At 65.9% G+C, this 13899-nt stretch carries 15 protein-coding genes; 7 read left to right on the top strand and 8 right to left on the bottom strand.

Annotated elements, in window-relative coordinates:
- Positions 1–64: 64 nt before the first annotated feature.
- From AC3ANU_RS17310 to AC3ANU_RS17300, 3 genes are all read right to left on the bottom strand, one after another.
- Complete coding sequence (locus tag AC3ANU_RS17310) at positions 65–1357, bottom strand: ArgE/DapE family deacylase (protein ID WP_018770460.1); 1293 nt, start codon at positions 1355–1357, stop codon at positions 65–67.
- Positions 1358–1462: 105 nt separating this feature from the next.
- Positions 1463–2794 (bottom strand): MFS transporter, encoded by a 1332-nt coding sequence (locus AC3ANU_RS17305; protein ID WP_018770459.1) that lies wholly within the window; start codon positions 2792–2794, stop codon positions 1463–1465.
- A 171-nt stretch (positions 2795–2965) separates the two neighbouring features.
- Positions 2966–4159 (bottom strand): helix-turn-helix domain-containing protein, encoded by a 1194-nt coding sequence (locus AC3ANU_RS17300; protein WP_223994294.1) that lies wholly within the window; start codon positions 4157–4159, stop codon positions 2966–2968.
- A gap of 157 nt (positions 4160–4316) precedes the next feature.
- Here AC3ANU_RS17300 and AC3ANU_RS17295 point away from each other — a divergent pair, with 157 nt between their 5' ends.
- Entirely contained in the window at positions 4317–6011 is a 1695-nt protein-coding gene (locus AC3ANU_RS17295; RefSeq protein WP_488314937.1) for an amidohydrolase, read from the top strand.
- Positions 6008–7261 (top strand): M20 family metallo-hydrolase, encoded by a 1254-nt coding sequence (locus tag AC3ANU_RS17290; protein WP_488314936.1) that lies wholly within the window; start codon positions 6008–6010, stop codon positions 7259–7261. The genes AC3ANU_RS17295 and AC3ANU_RS17290 overlap by 4 nt, the downstream gene beginning before the upstream one ends.
- A gap of 78 nt (positions 7262–7339) precedes the next feature.
- Here AC3ANU_RS17290 and AC3ANU_RS17285 read toward each other — a convergent pair whose 3' ends face one another.
- Positions 7340–7978 (bottom strand): TetR/AcrR family transcriptional regulator, encoded by a 639-nt coding sequence (locus AC3ANU_RS17285; protein ID WP_478222204.1) that lies wholly within the window; start codon positions 7976–7978, stop codon positions 7340–7342.
- A gap of 77 nt (positions 7979–8055) precedes the next feature.
- Between AC3ANU_RS17285 and AC3ANU_RS17280 the strand changes: the two genes are divergently transcribed.
- Positions 8056–8571, top strand: coding sequence for a cupin domain-containing protein (locus tag AC3ANU_RS17280; protein ID WP_026265952.1), 516 nt, complete (start codon positions 8056–8058; stop codon positions 8569–8571).
- Between the two features lie 10 nt (positions 8572–8581).
- A complete protein-coding gene (locus tag AC3ANU_RS17275) occupies positions 8582–9673 on the top strand; it encodes a HoxN/HupN/NixA family nickel/cobalt transporter (protein WP_051081400.1) in 1092 nt (363 codons plus the stop codon).
- Positions 9674–9697: 24 nt separating this feature from the next.
- Here AC3ANU_RS17275 and AC3ANU_RS17270 read toward each other — a convergent pair whose 3' ends face one another.
- Entirely contained in the window at positions 9698–10360 is a 663-nt protein-coding gene (locus AC3ANU_RS17270) for a TetR/AcrR family transcriptional regulator (RefSeq protein ID WP_488314935.1), read from the bottom strand.
- A 98-nt stretch (positions 10361–10458) separates the two neighbouring features.
- Between AC3ANU_RS17270 and AC3ANU_RS17265 the strand changes: the two genes are divergently transcribed.
- The 3 genes from AC3ANU_RS17265 to AC3ANU_RS17255 are packed head-to-tail and all read left to right on the top strand — an operon-like array spanning position 10459 to position 12295.
- Positions 10459–10908 carry a nuclear transport factor 2 family protein gene (locus tag AC3ANU_RS17265; RefSeq protein WP_018770451.1) on the top strand — a complete coding sequence of 150 codons (450 nt, stop codon included), beginning with the start codon at positions 10459–10461 and terminating at the stop codon, positions 10906–10908.
- Positions 10905–11795, top strand: a complete 891-nt coding sequence (locus tag AC3ANU_RS17260; protein WP_488314934.1) for an NAD(P)H-binding protein — start codon at positions 10905–10907, stop codon at positions 11793–11795. Before AC3ANU_RS17265 ends, AC3ANU_RS17260 begins: the two co-directional genes overlap by 4 nt.
- 20 nt (positions 11796–11815) lie before the next feature.
- Complete coding sequence (locus tag AC3ANU_RS17255) at positions 11816–12295, top strand: nucleoside deaminase (RefSeq protein WP_488314933.1); 480 nt, start codon at positions 11816–11818, stop codon at positions 12293–12295.
- Positions 12296–12313: 18 nt separating this feature from the next.
- On the opposite strand, the gene AC3ANU_RS17250 is transcribed toward AC3ANU_RS17255, so the two are convergent.
- The 3 genes from AC3ANU_RS17250 to AC3ANU_RS17240 are packed head-to-tail and all read right to left on the bottom strand — an operon-like array spanning position 12314 to position 13789.
- Positions 12314–12667, bottom strand: a complete 354-nt coding sequence (locus AC3ANU_RS17250; protein WP_488315989.1) for a type II toxin-antitoxin system VapC family toxin — start codon at positions 12665–12667, stop codon at positions 12314–12316.
- Positions 12668–12702: 35 nt separating this feature from the next.
- Positions 12703–12969: a type II toxin-antitoxin system Phd/YefM family antitoxin gene (locus AC3ANU_RS17245; RefSeq protein ID WP_488314932.1), complete on the bottom strand. Its 267-nt coding sequence runs from the start codon at positions 12967–12969 to the stop codon at positions 12703–12705.
- 46 nt (positions 12970–13015) lie between these two features.
- Positions 13016–13789, bottom strand: coding sequence for a DeoR/GlpR family DNA-binding transcription regulator (locus AC3ANU_RS17240; protein ID WP_488314931.1), 774 nt, complete (start codon positions 13787–13789; stop codon positions 13016–13018).
- Positions 13790–13899: the final 110 nt, after the last annotated feature.

Raw genomic sequence — 13899 nt, 5'->3', positions numbered from 1 at the left:
TTCCGTCCATTTCGTTGAGTGGTTTCGCTCGTTGTAGAAGTAGCGTACCCATGGCTGGCGCTGCTCAGGGCTCCGAATGGACCCCGGGCTGTTCGTGGATGCCGCACCAGCCGGCGATGAACAGGGCGATGCTCTTGGTGATCCGGCGGATGGATTCGACCGAGACCCGCTCGTCGAACCCGTGGATCGACTCTGAAACGGGGCCGTAGACCAGCGCCGGCGTATCGGCATAGAGCGTGAAGACCCGGCCGTCGAGGTAGCCCGGCGTGGTGAAGCTTTGCAGTTCACTGCCGAACACCTGCTCATGGGTGCGCTCCAGCATGGCCTCTGCTTCGCTTCCGGGCTCCAGCACATAGCCCTCGGAGAAGAAGCCTGTCTTCACACCGACCGCGTTGATCGGGTCGGGTCCCCGGCCCAGGGAGGCAAGGCAGTCCTGAAGTTCAGCCCATGCCTGCTCCGCGGGGATGCCGGGATATATTGCCGCGCGCACGTCGAACTCGCACCAGGCCGGGACGCTGGAGGGCCAGTCCCCGCCCTGGATGCCGCCGAAGTTGAAGTTGATGGGGTGGTCCAGGTCTTCGAAGTAGCGGTGCTGTCCGCGGTCCGCATTCCACTTCTCTTCGACCTCCCGCAGCGCAGAGATTGCCGTATACGCTGCGTCGATGGCGTTGAAGCCGGTGCCCATCTCACGGGGATGGGTCGGATTCCCGGTGACCCTGACCCTGAACCAGAGCACGCCGACGTTGGCGCGCACCAGCATGTCTTCTTCTGGTTCGGGGATGATGACGGCGTCGGCACGATAGCCGCGCATCAGTGCGGACAGGGAGCCGTTGCCTGTGCATTCCTCCTCGACGACGGACTGGAAGTGGATGCGACCGGCGGGCTCGAACCCCGCCGCGCGGACAGCGTCGAAGGCGAAGAGGTTGGCTGCGAGACCTGCTTTCATGTCTCCGGCGCCGCGGCCATACATCCATCCGTCGATGATGGGGGCGTCCCAAGGGTAGCGGGACCAGGACTCGGACGGACCCTCGGGGACGACGTCGATGTGGCCGTTAAGGATAAGGGATCGGCCCTGCTCGGAGGCTGGACGGTACGTGCCAACCACGTTGGTCATGCCCGCATAGGAAACCGTTGTGGGCCCGTAGCCCTCATGGGCGGACAGGTCATCGGCGTCCAGCTCCCACCGGTCCATCTCCAGGCCACGGCCTGCCATGGCCGCATGCATCAGGTCCTGGGCGCTGCCCTCCCGGGTGCGCAGCGACGGGTGCTTGACCAGGTCCTGGGTGAAGGTCAGCTGGGCATCGAAGGCGGCGTCGACGGCCTCCAGGATGCGGAGTGTTTGGTCGTCACTGAGCAATTTTGTCTCCTAACGAAACGGGGAGCCGTCCGGTGGACGGCTCCCCGTTCTGGTGGTTGAGCATTCGAAAGAGGGTAAAGCTTGGGCTACTGTCTGCGGCCGGCCCTAGCTGCCGGCGACAAGCTTCTTGTCCTGGACCCGCAGGCGCTCGCCGAAGAACCCGCCGACGGCGGTGAGCAGGGAGATGATCGCCAGGATCAGGGCCGCACCCCACGACTGGTTACCGGAGACGCCCAGCATGGCCGTGGCCAGCAAGGGCATGAATCCACTGGTGGCACCTGCGATGTTATAGCCCAGGGCCACACCGGAGTAGCGCAGCTTCGGCGGGAACAGCTCGGTCAGCAGGGCACCGTTGACGGCGTACGCCACCGCTATAAGCATGATCCCGACGGTGATTGCCAGCGTAATCAGCAGTGGGGATTTCGTGTCAATCATGGCGAAGAGGGGGAAAGCGGCGACGGCGCTGACGATACCGCCCCACATGGTGACCTTGCCCGGCCCGATCTTCTCTGCGAGCCGGCCCATGAGGAACGTGACTCCGATCTGGGCCACGGCGGCAACCAGTGTTGCGTTGACCATGACGTTCCGGTCCACCTTCAGGGTGTTGGACCCGTAGCTCACCGCGAAGGTGGTGATCATGTAGAAGCCACCCACGCCGAGGAGGGCCGCGAGTACGGCCACGAGCAAGCGGCCGGAGGCGTGGCGGAAGACCTCGAACGCCGGAACCTTGGACGTTTCACCCTGGGCGAGCAGATCCTTGAAGATGGGGGATTCTTCCACCTTGAGGCGGATCCAGAGCGCGATGCCGAGCATGGGGAAAGCCAGCAGGAATGGAATCCGCCAGCCCCAGGCGTCAAAAGCTTCCGACGGGAATAGGAGGACGAGCGAGAAGGCGCCCGAGGCCAGCAGCGTAGCCACCGGCGAACCGACCTGTACCAAGGCGGCGTACCGGCCCCGCTTTTCAACGGGGGCATGCTCGACGGCCATGGTTACCGCACCGCCCCATTCACCGCCGACAGCCAGGCCCTGGACAAGCCGCAAGACGGCGAGCAGGATGGGCGCCGCCAGGCCGATGCTGCCGAAATCGGGCAACAGGCCGATGAAGGCCGTGGCCGCGCCGATCATGACGATGGTCATCAGCAGCGCGGGCCGGCGTCCGTAACGGTCGCCGATGTAGCCAAAGATCATGGCCCCGATCGGACGGGCTGCGAAGCCGACGCCGAACGTGGCAAAGGAGGCCAGCAGCGCCGCGGTGGGGTCCATATTGGTGAAGAACAGCCGGTTGAAGACCAGCGCCGCAGCCGTGCCGAAGAGGTAGTAGTCGTACCACTCCAGCGCGGTCCCGACGAAGGCGGCACGGGCAATCTTTCCTGCGTCCTTGCCGGAGATCACCGGAGGAGCACCTGCGGCGGGGGAAAGTGAATTTGAGGTGGTCACTGCGTGGGCCCTTTCGAGCGGGGTTGAGTTCTTGCATCTCGGGTCCCGCGGCGGGCGAAGGGCGATGGCCTGCACTGCTGCGGTGATTATTCGAGAGTAGGTGAGTGATAACGCCCTAAACAATGATAATTTCCACCCACTTTCGGCCCCTTTCTTAGGCATTTTCACAAACTAGTCGGTGAACTCGCTGTAGCGGCTGAGGGCGATGAGTGCCCGCGCGGCCTCGCCCGGCACTGTGAGGTCAAGGCCGATCGCCTCGTGAAGGCTGTGGAGGCGGTTCACTACGGTGTTGCGGTGGCAGAACAGCTCCTCCGACGTTTCTTTGATGGATCCGGTCCGCCCATAGCTGCGTGCCACCTCCAGCAGGCGTTGGCGTTCGACGGGCGTGCACTTGTCCAGAGCGTTCTTTATGGAGGTGGAAAAGCCTGGAAACTTCTGCTCCAGGAGGCCGCTGGCGATTCCCATCCATGCGTCCTCCATCGTGGCCAGCCGGGTGCCGCGGCGCTTCTGCTGTGCCAGCACAAGTGCCGAAGCCGCAGCGGAGGGAACGGCATCCAGTCCCTCCACTCCCGGTACGTACCCGGCAGGAAAGGCCGGCGGTTCGTGACGCCAGGTCAGCCCCTTCCGCTGCTGCCGGAAGACATACAGGACTCCGCTGTTCTCGTACATGTAGATGCTGTGGTCGGACTCGAACTGCTGCTGGGCCTGGGATACGGCGTCCAAGGTCACTGCGAGCACTTCGAAGGTCCCGGTGGCCTGCACTTCGAGGGCCGCTGCAAGGTCCTGGACTTCACGTGGGGTGCCAGGTCCGGCATTGAACAGCCGGGAAAGCAGGCGCTGGCGGTACAACTGCTTGTTGCGGGCCAGGCGGGCCTCTTCCTCGGCATAGGCCTGTTGGATGCTGGTCACGTAGCCTTCGACGGCGTCCAGGACCCGGTCCATGTTGGCCACCAGGACACCGATCCCCTTGTCCCGCGCGACCCGTTCCAGCCCCTTCCAGAGAACACGGAAGTCATTGCGGATGGCTACCAGGAACGCGTCGAGGGGAACGCCCTGGCGGGCGCGCCGGGCGGCCACCTCGCGGGGAAGCGTCTGCAGGTCCGGGGGGAGCTCCAACCCGGCCATCTGATAGAGGAACATGTCCATGGTGTCCGCTGCGGTCCGGTAGATGTCCTCCTTGGGAACCACTGCTTCACCATAGGAAATGGAGGAAAAACGCTCCAGGAAGTCGTCCACCAGCAGGGATCGATCCTTCCAGAGACTCTCCAGCAACTCGGTCCATTCCGGCTCGGTGGGACGGCCGGGACGGAACTCCCTGGCGGTCGTACCGTAGGATCGCGCATCGTCACCATCATTTGCTGTCATGCAGGCATTTTATGCAAAAGCCTAAAGTTTGACCATGAAACAGCGTTCTATATCCATTGAAGGCAGCGATATCACAGAGTTGAATGGACGGAGCCGCACTTTCAGGCCGCGGCCCTAACTCCTCGGAAAGGCCCGGGGACCCTAGCAAAGAGGATCCATGCCCTTCGATCTCCTGATTCGCAATGCACGCATACTGACCCAGGATGCCTCCCGCCCCACCGCGACAAGCCTGCTCATTCACGACGGCAGAATCCTCGATGTGGATCCCGACGCCGGCCTTTGCGGCCACGCCCTCTGGACCATTGATGCCGCCGGAACCACGATTGTCCCTGGGTTCAATGACGTCCACGCGCACAGTGTCTGGTTCGGTCTGGGGCTCATGGAGGCCAACGCAGGGGCAGCGGCAAATCTGGACGGGCTGTACCAGATCATCGCCGAGGCCGCCGCCGAAATGGCCCCGGGGGAGTGGGTTGTGGCATCCGGTTACAGCCCGCTGCTGCTCGACGGCCAGCAACCGGACAGGGACCGGTTGGATGCGGCGGCCGGGGGACGTCCAGTGTGGATCAAACACTCCTCCGGCCACGCCTGCACGCTCAACGGCGTAGCACTGGAGCTCGTAGCCGCCCAGGCCGATCTCAGTGCACCGATCGAAGGCGGAGCCGTCGTCATGGGCGAAGATGGCCTGCCGACGGGGCTGCTGGAGGAAAACGCCATGCGATTGGTGCAGGACATCCTGCTGCCGTATCCGCTGGAGACCATTGAACGCGCACTGGATCTGGCCACGTCACACTACCTCTCCGAAGGAATTACCAGCGTCACGGATGCGGGCATCGCCGGTGGCTGGATCGGCTATTCGCCGCGGGAGTTCGCCGCGTACCAGAATGCCCGCGACAAGGGGATGCTGAGCGTCAGGATGCAGCCAATGCTGGTTATGGATGCCCTCCACGATGTGCCCGGCCACGCCGATGACCCGGCCTCCATAAGCCTCGACGCCGGAATCCGCACCGGCTTGGGCGACGATTGGCTGCGCCTGGGACCGGTGAAGATCTTCAGCGACGGTTCGCTCCTTGGCAGTACCGCCTACATGACCGAGGACTATGTCGGCTGCACCCACAACCACGGCTACCTGCAAATGGACGCGGACCAGCTGCGTGAGTCGGCGCTCAGCGCCTACCGGGCGGGCTGGGCGATTGCGATGCATGCCATCGGGGACCACGCGATCGACCACGCTATTGACATCATCACTGAGGCGCAGGAAAGGTTCGGTTCCAACGCACAGCCCAACCGGATCGAGCACGGCGGCGTGGCCCGCCCCGATCAGCTTGACCGGATAGCCCGGGCCGGCATCGTGCTGGTCCCGCAGCCGCACTTCATCACCGAGTTTGGAGACGGTATGGCCCGCCTGCTGGGCCCCAAACGCACCTCGTGGTCCTATCCCGCCAAAAGCCTGCTGAAGCGAGGAGTTACACTGCCGGGAAGTTCAGACCGCCCCGTCTCCAACGGCCGGCCCCTGGATGTCATGCAGTCGTTCGTGGAGCGGCTGACTCCTTCAGGCGACGTGTACGGCCCGGCCGAAAGGATCACCGCGGCCGAAGCGCTGGCAGCCTATACCACGGGATCGGCCGCCGCCACGGGAGCCGGGCACATCAAGGGCCGCTTGGCACCGGGGTACCTGGCGGACCTCGTGTTCCTGGACCAGGACCCCACCGCCGTGGACCCCTCAAACATCTCAGCCACCCGCGTGCTCGCCACCATGGTGGGCGGGCAAATCCGTTTCGGCGAGGAAAATCTGCCGGCGCCGGTCCGCGCCACAGACCTTGAGGCAGCATTGACAGGGAAGGAAACCCCATGAGCACCGCACACGACGAGTTCCTCGCAGACTTCGCCACGATGTCTGGCTTCGGCGCCACGCCCGGGGGAGGCGTGGACCGGCAGGCCGGCACGGCCGCAGACCATGCCACGCGGGCATGGTTCAGCCAATGGCTGGCCCAGCACGGCTATACCGAATCAGTGGACGGGGCAGGCAACCAGTTCGGCACCCTGGACCTGGTCGCCGGCGCCCCCTATGTGCTGGTCGGCTCACACCTGGACTCCCAGCCGCTGGCCGGACGATACGACGGGGCCTATGGCGTGCTCGCAGCGGCCCATGCAGGCGCCCGCGTCGCTGCGGAAGTCCAGGCCGGAAAGCTCCGCCCGACCTACAACCTGGCCGTTGTGAACTGGTTCAACGAGGAAGGCAGCCGCTTCGCGCCCAGCATGATGGGAAGCTCTGTCTTCACCGGGAAGCTGCCGCTTGAGGACGCGCTTGCCACCGCAGACCCTGCCGGAATCACAGTGGCGGAAGCCCTGGCCGCCGGACACAGCACTTCGCAAGGAAACGCCCCGGTCCTCGCCGAGGTTGCACGCTATGCCGAGATCCACATCGAGCAGGGCAGAAACCTGGAAGAAACCGACACCCAAGTGGGGATCGTGGACCGCACCTGGGCCGCCAGCAAGTACCGGGTTACCGTGGACGGAGCCCAGTCACACACTGGCGCCACCCGCATGGAGGACCGCCGTGACGCCCTCTTTGGGGCCGCGCTGGTCATCGCCGCCGCTCGTGAACTGACTGCGGAATTCGAGCCCGGGCTGCTGCACACATCGGTATCCGAGCTGTGTGTCCTGCCGAACTCACCGGTCACCATCGCCCGCCAGGTCCTGATGAACCTGGATCTGCGCTCACCGGACGAGTCCGTCCTGGGCCTCGCCATGGAACGGCTGGGCAAGAGGATTGTCGACGCCGAGGCAGATTCCCGGACGGACATCCGCCTGGACCTGACGCACAACTGGGGTGTGGTGTCCTACCAGTCCAAGGGCGCGGCCTTGGGCAGGGTAAGCGCAGAGAGTTTGGGCTACAGCCACAGGGACGTGATGACCGTCGCCGGGCACGATTCCACCAACATGAAGGATGTGGTTCCGACCGTCATGCTCTTCGTTCCCAGCGTCGAAGGCATCTCGCACAACGAAGCGGAGTACACCCGCGACGACGACGCGTTGCGCGGCGTCGAACTGTTGACGGACGTCACGCGGCGGCTTGTCTGCGGCGAATTGGAAGAGGACTGAGCCGGTAGCCTTTCGAACCAGGCGTTTCGGGGAAGGTTAAGAGGCATGAGCGGTAGGGCCTTGCCCGCTTGGGTGGCCCTACTGTCCTGGCACGGGGGCGCCGGCGCCCCGCCGCAGGCCGGCCGTCACCCCAGCCAAGTCCGTCATGGCGTGGACGGCGTCCTCATTTGCGAGCCCGTTCTCGTGGCAGAGGGAACGCCAGGTCCAGAAGGACACCGCGTGGGCGACGACGGCGCGCAGCCTGGCGCTGCCTGGCTCCGGAAATGCCTCCAGGAGGCGGTCACGGAATAACGTGTCGCGCTCCCGGAGGCCTGTGCGGTGCTTTTCCGGAAGGGCGGCCCAATCGCCGTAGATGTTCCTGAGCATTGGCTCGCCGTCGCGGTAGAACCGGTACAGGTCTGTGAGTCCGGCATGGAGGCGTTGGAGGGGGTCCGGGTGCTCACACCACGCCGAAGGATCTGGCAGCTGCTGTTGTGAAAGCCAGTGCGAGGAGCAGGCGGAAAACAGCGCTTCCTCGTCGGCGAAATGACGGTAGACCGTCAGCCGGGTGACCTGGGCCTGCTCGGCGATGCCCGCAATGGTGGTCCGGGCAGGGCCGACTGACCCGTGGAGCGCCACCGCCGCGTCCACGATGCGCTGCCGGGTGGTGTCCACCTGCTCGGCACGCTTGTTCATCTGGTACTTGCGCGCTTTGGCTGAACGCTGCTGTTCACTCAAAGTATTGACACCGGTCCTGCGTGGGCTGACAATTCGATATACACAACTGTATATCGAAATGGAAAGGGATGGATGCCATGGGCGCTGAGGAGGCTCCGCGGCTGACAGTCGTGCAGCCTGGGGAGGGACGCCAGGGCAGTCTCGGAAGTATCGGGGTTGTCTTCAAACTGTTCGGTGAACACACCAACGAGCAGATCTCCATCGTGGAACACCCGTTTCCGGTGGGGGCCTTGGTTCCAGTGCATATGCACAGCCGTGAGGACGAATACTCAATCGTCCTGGAAGGCGAGATCGGATTCCGGTCCGGTGAGCGCGAGGCAGTGCTGGGTGCCGGGGGCTACATCACCAAGCCGCGCGGCGAACTGCACACCATGTGGAATGCGGGGAAAGTTCCGGCGCGGATGATCGAAGTCATCAGCCCGGCCGGGTTCGAGCATTTCTTCTGGGGACTGGCCGACCAGCTTGAAGCCGGTGGACCGCCGGACCCTGAAGCCATCGGCAAACTGGCCGCAGAATACGGCCTCCAGTTCGGCGAGGCGCCATGGCTGCCGGACATCATCGCCCGGTACGGGCTAAATCCACCCATGGGCTGACGGGAAGGCCATGGGCCTCCAGGTTCCCCTTTACCGAACGGGACGGCGACGTGGCCCCGCCGCGCAGAAGCCGGGCGCGCCGCTGGCCGGAATGGCCGCCGTCGTACTTCTGCTGCACGTGGTGGGCTGGGGAGTGCTGGTGCTGGGCGTCGTCCCGCAGAACCTCCTCCTGGGCTCCAGCCAGGTCTTCGGACTGGGGATCGGGCTAGGTGCCTACCTGCTGGGCATGCGCCACGCCTTCGACGTGGACCACATCGCGGCCATCGACGGCACCACCCGAAAGCTCATGGGGGAGGGCCTTCGGCCCGTCTCCGTCGGTTTCTGGTTCTCCCTTGGCCACTCCAGCATCGTCCTTGGCCTCTGCCTGCTGCTGGCTGCGGGAGCCCGCAGCCTGGGAAACCAGCTCGGAGATGGCGCCTCGTGGTGGCGGGAGGTCCTGGGACCAGTAGGCGCCACCATCTCAGGACTGTTCCTTTACCTCCTGGCCTTCCTCAACCTTGCCCTGCTGGTCCGCGTCGCCAAGGACTTCCGGCTGCGGGCGGGGCAGTCGGGATTGGGGACGACTGTCGAGGTCCCGGGCCTTCTGGTCCGCCTGCTGCGCCCGGTCCTGCGCAGCATCACCCGGCCCGCCCAGATGTATGTGGTGGGGCTGCTGTTCGGCCTGGGATTCGATACGGCCACCGAGGTGGCGCTGCTGGTTGTGGCCGGGGGAGCGGCGGCGGTGGAACTTCCCTGGTACGCCGTCCTTACCCTGCCCGTCCTCTTCGCGGCGGGCATGAGCCTGCTTGACAGCCTGGATGGATGGTTCATGAATGCGGCCTACGGTTGGGCGTTTGAGCATCCGCGCCGGAGGCTGCTGTACAACCTGCTGTTGACCGGGCTCTCGGCCACCGTGGCGCTGGGTGTGGGGACCGTGGAACTGCTGTCCGTGGTTACGGCGAATACGGGAGCGGTTTCCGGGGTCTTTGCGGCCATCGGCGGCATCGATCTGACGGGGCTTGGCTACGCCGTGGTGGGCGTGTTTGTTCTCGCCTGGCTGGCCGGGGTCTTCATCTGGAGGTTCCGGGGCTGCTCGCCCAGTGCTGCCAGCCTGGAGGAGTGAGCCGCCTTTTGGTTCCCGTTTGCCTCAGCCTTCCGGCAGGAGGTTGGCCGCCAAGGTACGGGCCATGAACGCCCCGAAGCGCTCCGCGCTCCAGCCGCGCTTGAGGACCAGGGTCTCGTAGAGTTCGGCCGAGGTGCTCATGAAGAAGACGTCGGCCACCTCCTCCGCCGTCAGGCCCGGCCGCAGGAATCCTCTCCCGAGCACCTGGCGCGCGTTGTGCAGCATCCGTTGGTACCGCCCGTCATCCACGTCGCGCAGGAGCGCGGCCATGTCCTGGTCTCCGCTCGCCGCGGCGTCCCGGATGAGGAGGTAGACGGGGGAGCCCAGCGGGCTCACCTCGGAAATGAAGCGGCCGAACTGCTCCATGAGTTCGCGGGGATCGGTGACCGTGGCCTGGGCGCGGTCCGACCGCTCTTCCGCCGGCGGGCCGCCGGCGCCCAGCAGGCTCTGTTCGTAGATGGCACGCACCAGCCCAGGCTTTCCGCCGAACCCCTTGTACACGGACTCCTTGGAGACGCCGGCCGCGTGGGCGATGGCGGCGATGGTGGTCCGGCCGTAGCCGTGGGCCAGGAACAGCGCGCGGGACTGGGCCAGCACCCGTTTCCTGGCTTCCCCGGCAGCCTCCTGCCGGCGCCGGGCGTCGTAGCTGCGGGAGTGGGGTGGCGCACCATTGACCGCGGGTCCCATCGGGCTTAAGCTCCTTGTATCAGTTAGATACAGCTGACTGTATCAAATTCAGCGTACCAGCCTCTCCGCCTCCCGCGACGGAACCTAAGGAGCAGATCATGGACGCTTCAGGAATCGGGCGCGTCCCCGAAGGCCCGGTCCGGCGCATGCTGGCCGCGGCCAACCGCCATGACCTCGAGGCCATGGTGTCCCAGTTCGCGGAGGACTACCGGAACACCACCCCCGTCCACCCGGCCCGCAGCTTCACGGGCTCCGCGCAGGTCCGGAAGAACTGGACGGCACTCTTTGCCGGCCTGCCGGACCTCACCCTGACGGTCCATGACGCGGCCACCGGACCGGACGGCAAGGTCTGGATGGAATGGAGCAACCGCGGCACCCGGCCGGACGGATCCGTGCAGCAAGCCGCAGGGGTGGCCATCTTCACCCTCCGCGACGACAAAATCGCCGCCGCCCAGTTCTACCTCGAACCCGTGGACCAGGACTCCGGCGACGTGAACCAGGCCGTCCGGGAGGCAGTCCATGGTGCGGCCGGAGGTGACCGGTCATGATCCTGGTGGTCGGCGGTACAGGCCGCCTTGGCCGCGCCGTGGTTCCCCTGCTCGTTGCCGCAGGGCAACAGGTCCGCGTCATGGCCCGGGGCAAGTCCCAGCCCTTCCCGCAAAAGATGGGCGGCGGCGTCGAACTCCTTCACGGGGACCTCGGCTCTGACGCGGACTGCAGGCAAGCGGTGGCTGGCTGCAGTGAGGCGGTGTTCGCGGCGTCGGGGTTCGGGATCAAGGACTCCAGCCCGCGCGTGGTTGACCGCGACGGCGCCATCCGGCTGGTGCGAGCGGCGGCCGCTGCCGGAGTGCGGCACGTGGTGATGATGTCCATGCCCGGCGCTGCCGCGGACGGGCCCATCGATTTCCTGCGCTGCAAAGCCGCGGCCGAGGACGCCGTGCGCTCCTCCGGCATGGACTGGACGATCGTCCGGATCGGCGCCCTCCTGGAACAGCGGCTTGAGATCATGACGGCGCCGCTTGAGTCGAAGGGCAAGGTGCCCGTGTTCGGCTCGGGGTCCGCCCCGGTGACCTATACCTCGGTCCGGGACGCGGCCGTCGTCGTGGTCCGTGCCCTCCGCGACCCGGCGCTGCGGAACCGCGTCATCGAATGGGGCTCGCAGACGCTCACCGCACATGAGGTGGCGGAGGCTCTGCTTGCCCGGGCCGGCCGTGGATCAATCCAGCGGGTTCCGGCCGCCGCCGTCCGGCTGCTGTCCGTGGCGGCCAGGCCGTTTTCACCGTTCCTTGCCCGGGTGGCGGGTGCCGCGGCCTGGGAGGAATCGGGGGCGGCGGCGTTCGAGTTTGGTCCAGCGCGGGCCGAGTTTCCCGACATCCCGGTCACCGGGCTGCAGCAGGTCCTCGAGGCGTCCGGCGCTCCGGGATCTCTGGCCTAGCCGCGTGCAACAATGGCGCCATGACCCACGAGCAGCATGAAACCGCCGCGCCGGAACCGGACCGCGCCGCCCACCCCGCATTCGAAGCCGCCTACCAGGCCGCCCAAAAGAGCCTGGCCGAGGGCGGGATCCCCATCGGGGCGGCGCTCGCCCGGGACGGCGTGCTGGTTGCCAGCGGGCATAACGAACGGGTCCAGAACGCCGATCCGATCGCGCACGGCGAGATGTCCGCGCTGCGCGCCGCCGGCCGGCAAAAGAGCTACCGGGACACCACGCTCTACACCACGCTGGCACCCTGTGCCATGTGCGCGGGAACCATCATCCAGTTCAAGATCCCCCGAGTGGTGGTGGGGGAGGCACGCACGTTCGACGGCGAACTGGAGCTCCTGCGGTCCCGCGGGGTTGAGGTGGTGGTGCTGGACGATCAGCGCTGCGTGGACATGATGCGCACCTTCCAGTCCGACCACCCGGAGCTGTGGGCCGAGGACATCGCGGAGTAGGGGTGCGAGGCAAGCTGGTTAGCTGCCCGGGGAGATCGTGTGAAGTCCTGCTCGGGTTGCTGCCCCCAGCAGTTCCTTGCCGAAGGCGATCAACCGGTCTGCTTCAAGCCTGATCGCAGCCGCGAGGTGGATCGCGTCCGCGCTGCGCAATTTACCTGGCAGTGCGGCCGCGTACGCGAGGTCTGAACGCGTCAGGTCCACCAGGTTGATTCCGTTCAACACCGCGTTGACCAGTTCCGGCGGCAGGCCGCGGCGGTTGGCGGCGCAGTGCAGCTCTGTGTGAAGGAGCATCGAGGCAACAAGTCGGTCACCCCGCTGCGCCGCAGTTGAAAGAAACTCCGCAGTGGGACCGGACTCAGGTTCCTCGACCACCAGTTTCAGGGCCGCCGACGTGTCGACGTACAGAATCACCGGTCGCCGCGGAGGTCGGCGATTATGTCGCCCGTGCCAACATCAGACGTCACGCGTTGGAGCAACTGGAAGTCGACCGGGCTTTCCGCGGCCTGCCGCACGCTGCCGGACAGGAGCAGACGCTCGAAGGGTGAGGCTGCAGGCGGGATAAGGGTGGCGGCAACTTCGCCGTTATTCGTGACATCGATGGTTTCGCCGTTTTTCACCCGCTCCAGGATTTTGCTGCTTTGATTCCTTAGCTCGCGGTGGGGGATTGTTGTCATGGCACACCTCCGTAGCAATCGTAGCATTCGCTTCGAAGCCTAGGACTCAACGACTGACCGCAGCCACCTCAACCTGTACCCCTGCGTCCCGGAACTTCTGCACCTGGGCGGGGTTGGCGCCGTCGTCCGTCACCAAAGTCCATGGCAGCGCCAGCCGCACCCAGGCGTGGAAGGGGCGCAGCCCCAGCTTGGAGGAGTCGGCCAAAACATAGACTTCCCGGCCGCGCCGGGCCATGAGCTCCTTGAGCCGGGTCTGGGCATGGTCGGCTTCGCAGATGCCGTCCTCGGCCGTGACGGCGTCGGCGCCCAGGAACACGCGGTCAAAGCTCATCCGCTCCAGCGCCGCCTCCGCCAGCGGACCCACAAAACTCTGCGAAAGGCTACGCAGCCGGCCGCCCAGGCAGTCCACCTCGATGCCCTCGGACTCGGCCAGTTCCTGCATGGTGTTGATGCCCGGCGTGGTGACCGCGAGCTTCCCGAACCCGCGCAGTTCGTGGGCCAGGGCACCCACGGTGGAGCCGGCGTCGAGCAGGATGTTCTCCCCGGGCCGGATCACGGCCGCCGCCCAGCGGGCGATGGCGTGCTTCTGCTCGAATGCCTCGCCGGTGCGCTGCCGCAGCGACGCCTCGGGGTGGGCGCCCAGTGCCATGGCACCGCCGTAGGTGCGGGCCAGCCGGCCCTGTCCGTTCAGCAGCGCCAGGTCGCGGCGGATGGTGGAGGCTGTCACCTGGAACCGGGCGGAGAGTTCCTCGACGGAGGCCAGGCCGGTGGTCACGGCAAGGTGGTAGATCTCCTCGCGCCGCGCGTTTGCGCTGAGCATTCCCGGTCTCCTCCCGTGGGCATGGCGGTGGCAGTGCTAACCATGGTAGTTCCGGCTCCGGCAAGTTCCGCAGCCCGGAGCCGGCAAAACGGCCGGTCAGCAATATTACG

Source organism: Arthrobacter sp. SDR-2R (assembly GCF_057747955.1).
Note: the sequence above shows the minus strand (reverse complement) of the source record. Positions and strands in the feature narration are given on the sequence as shown.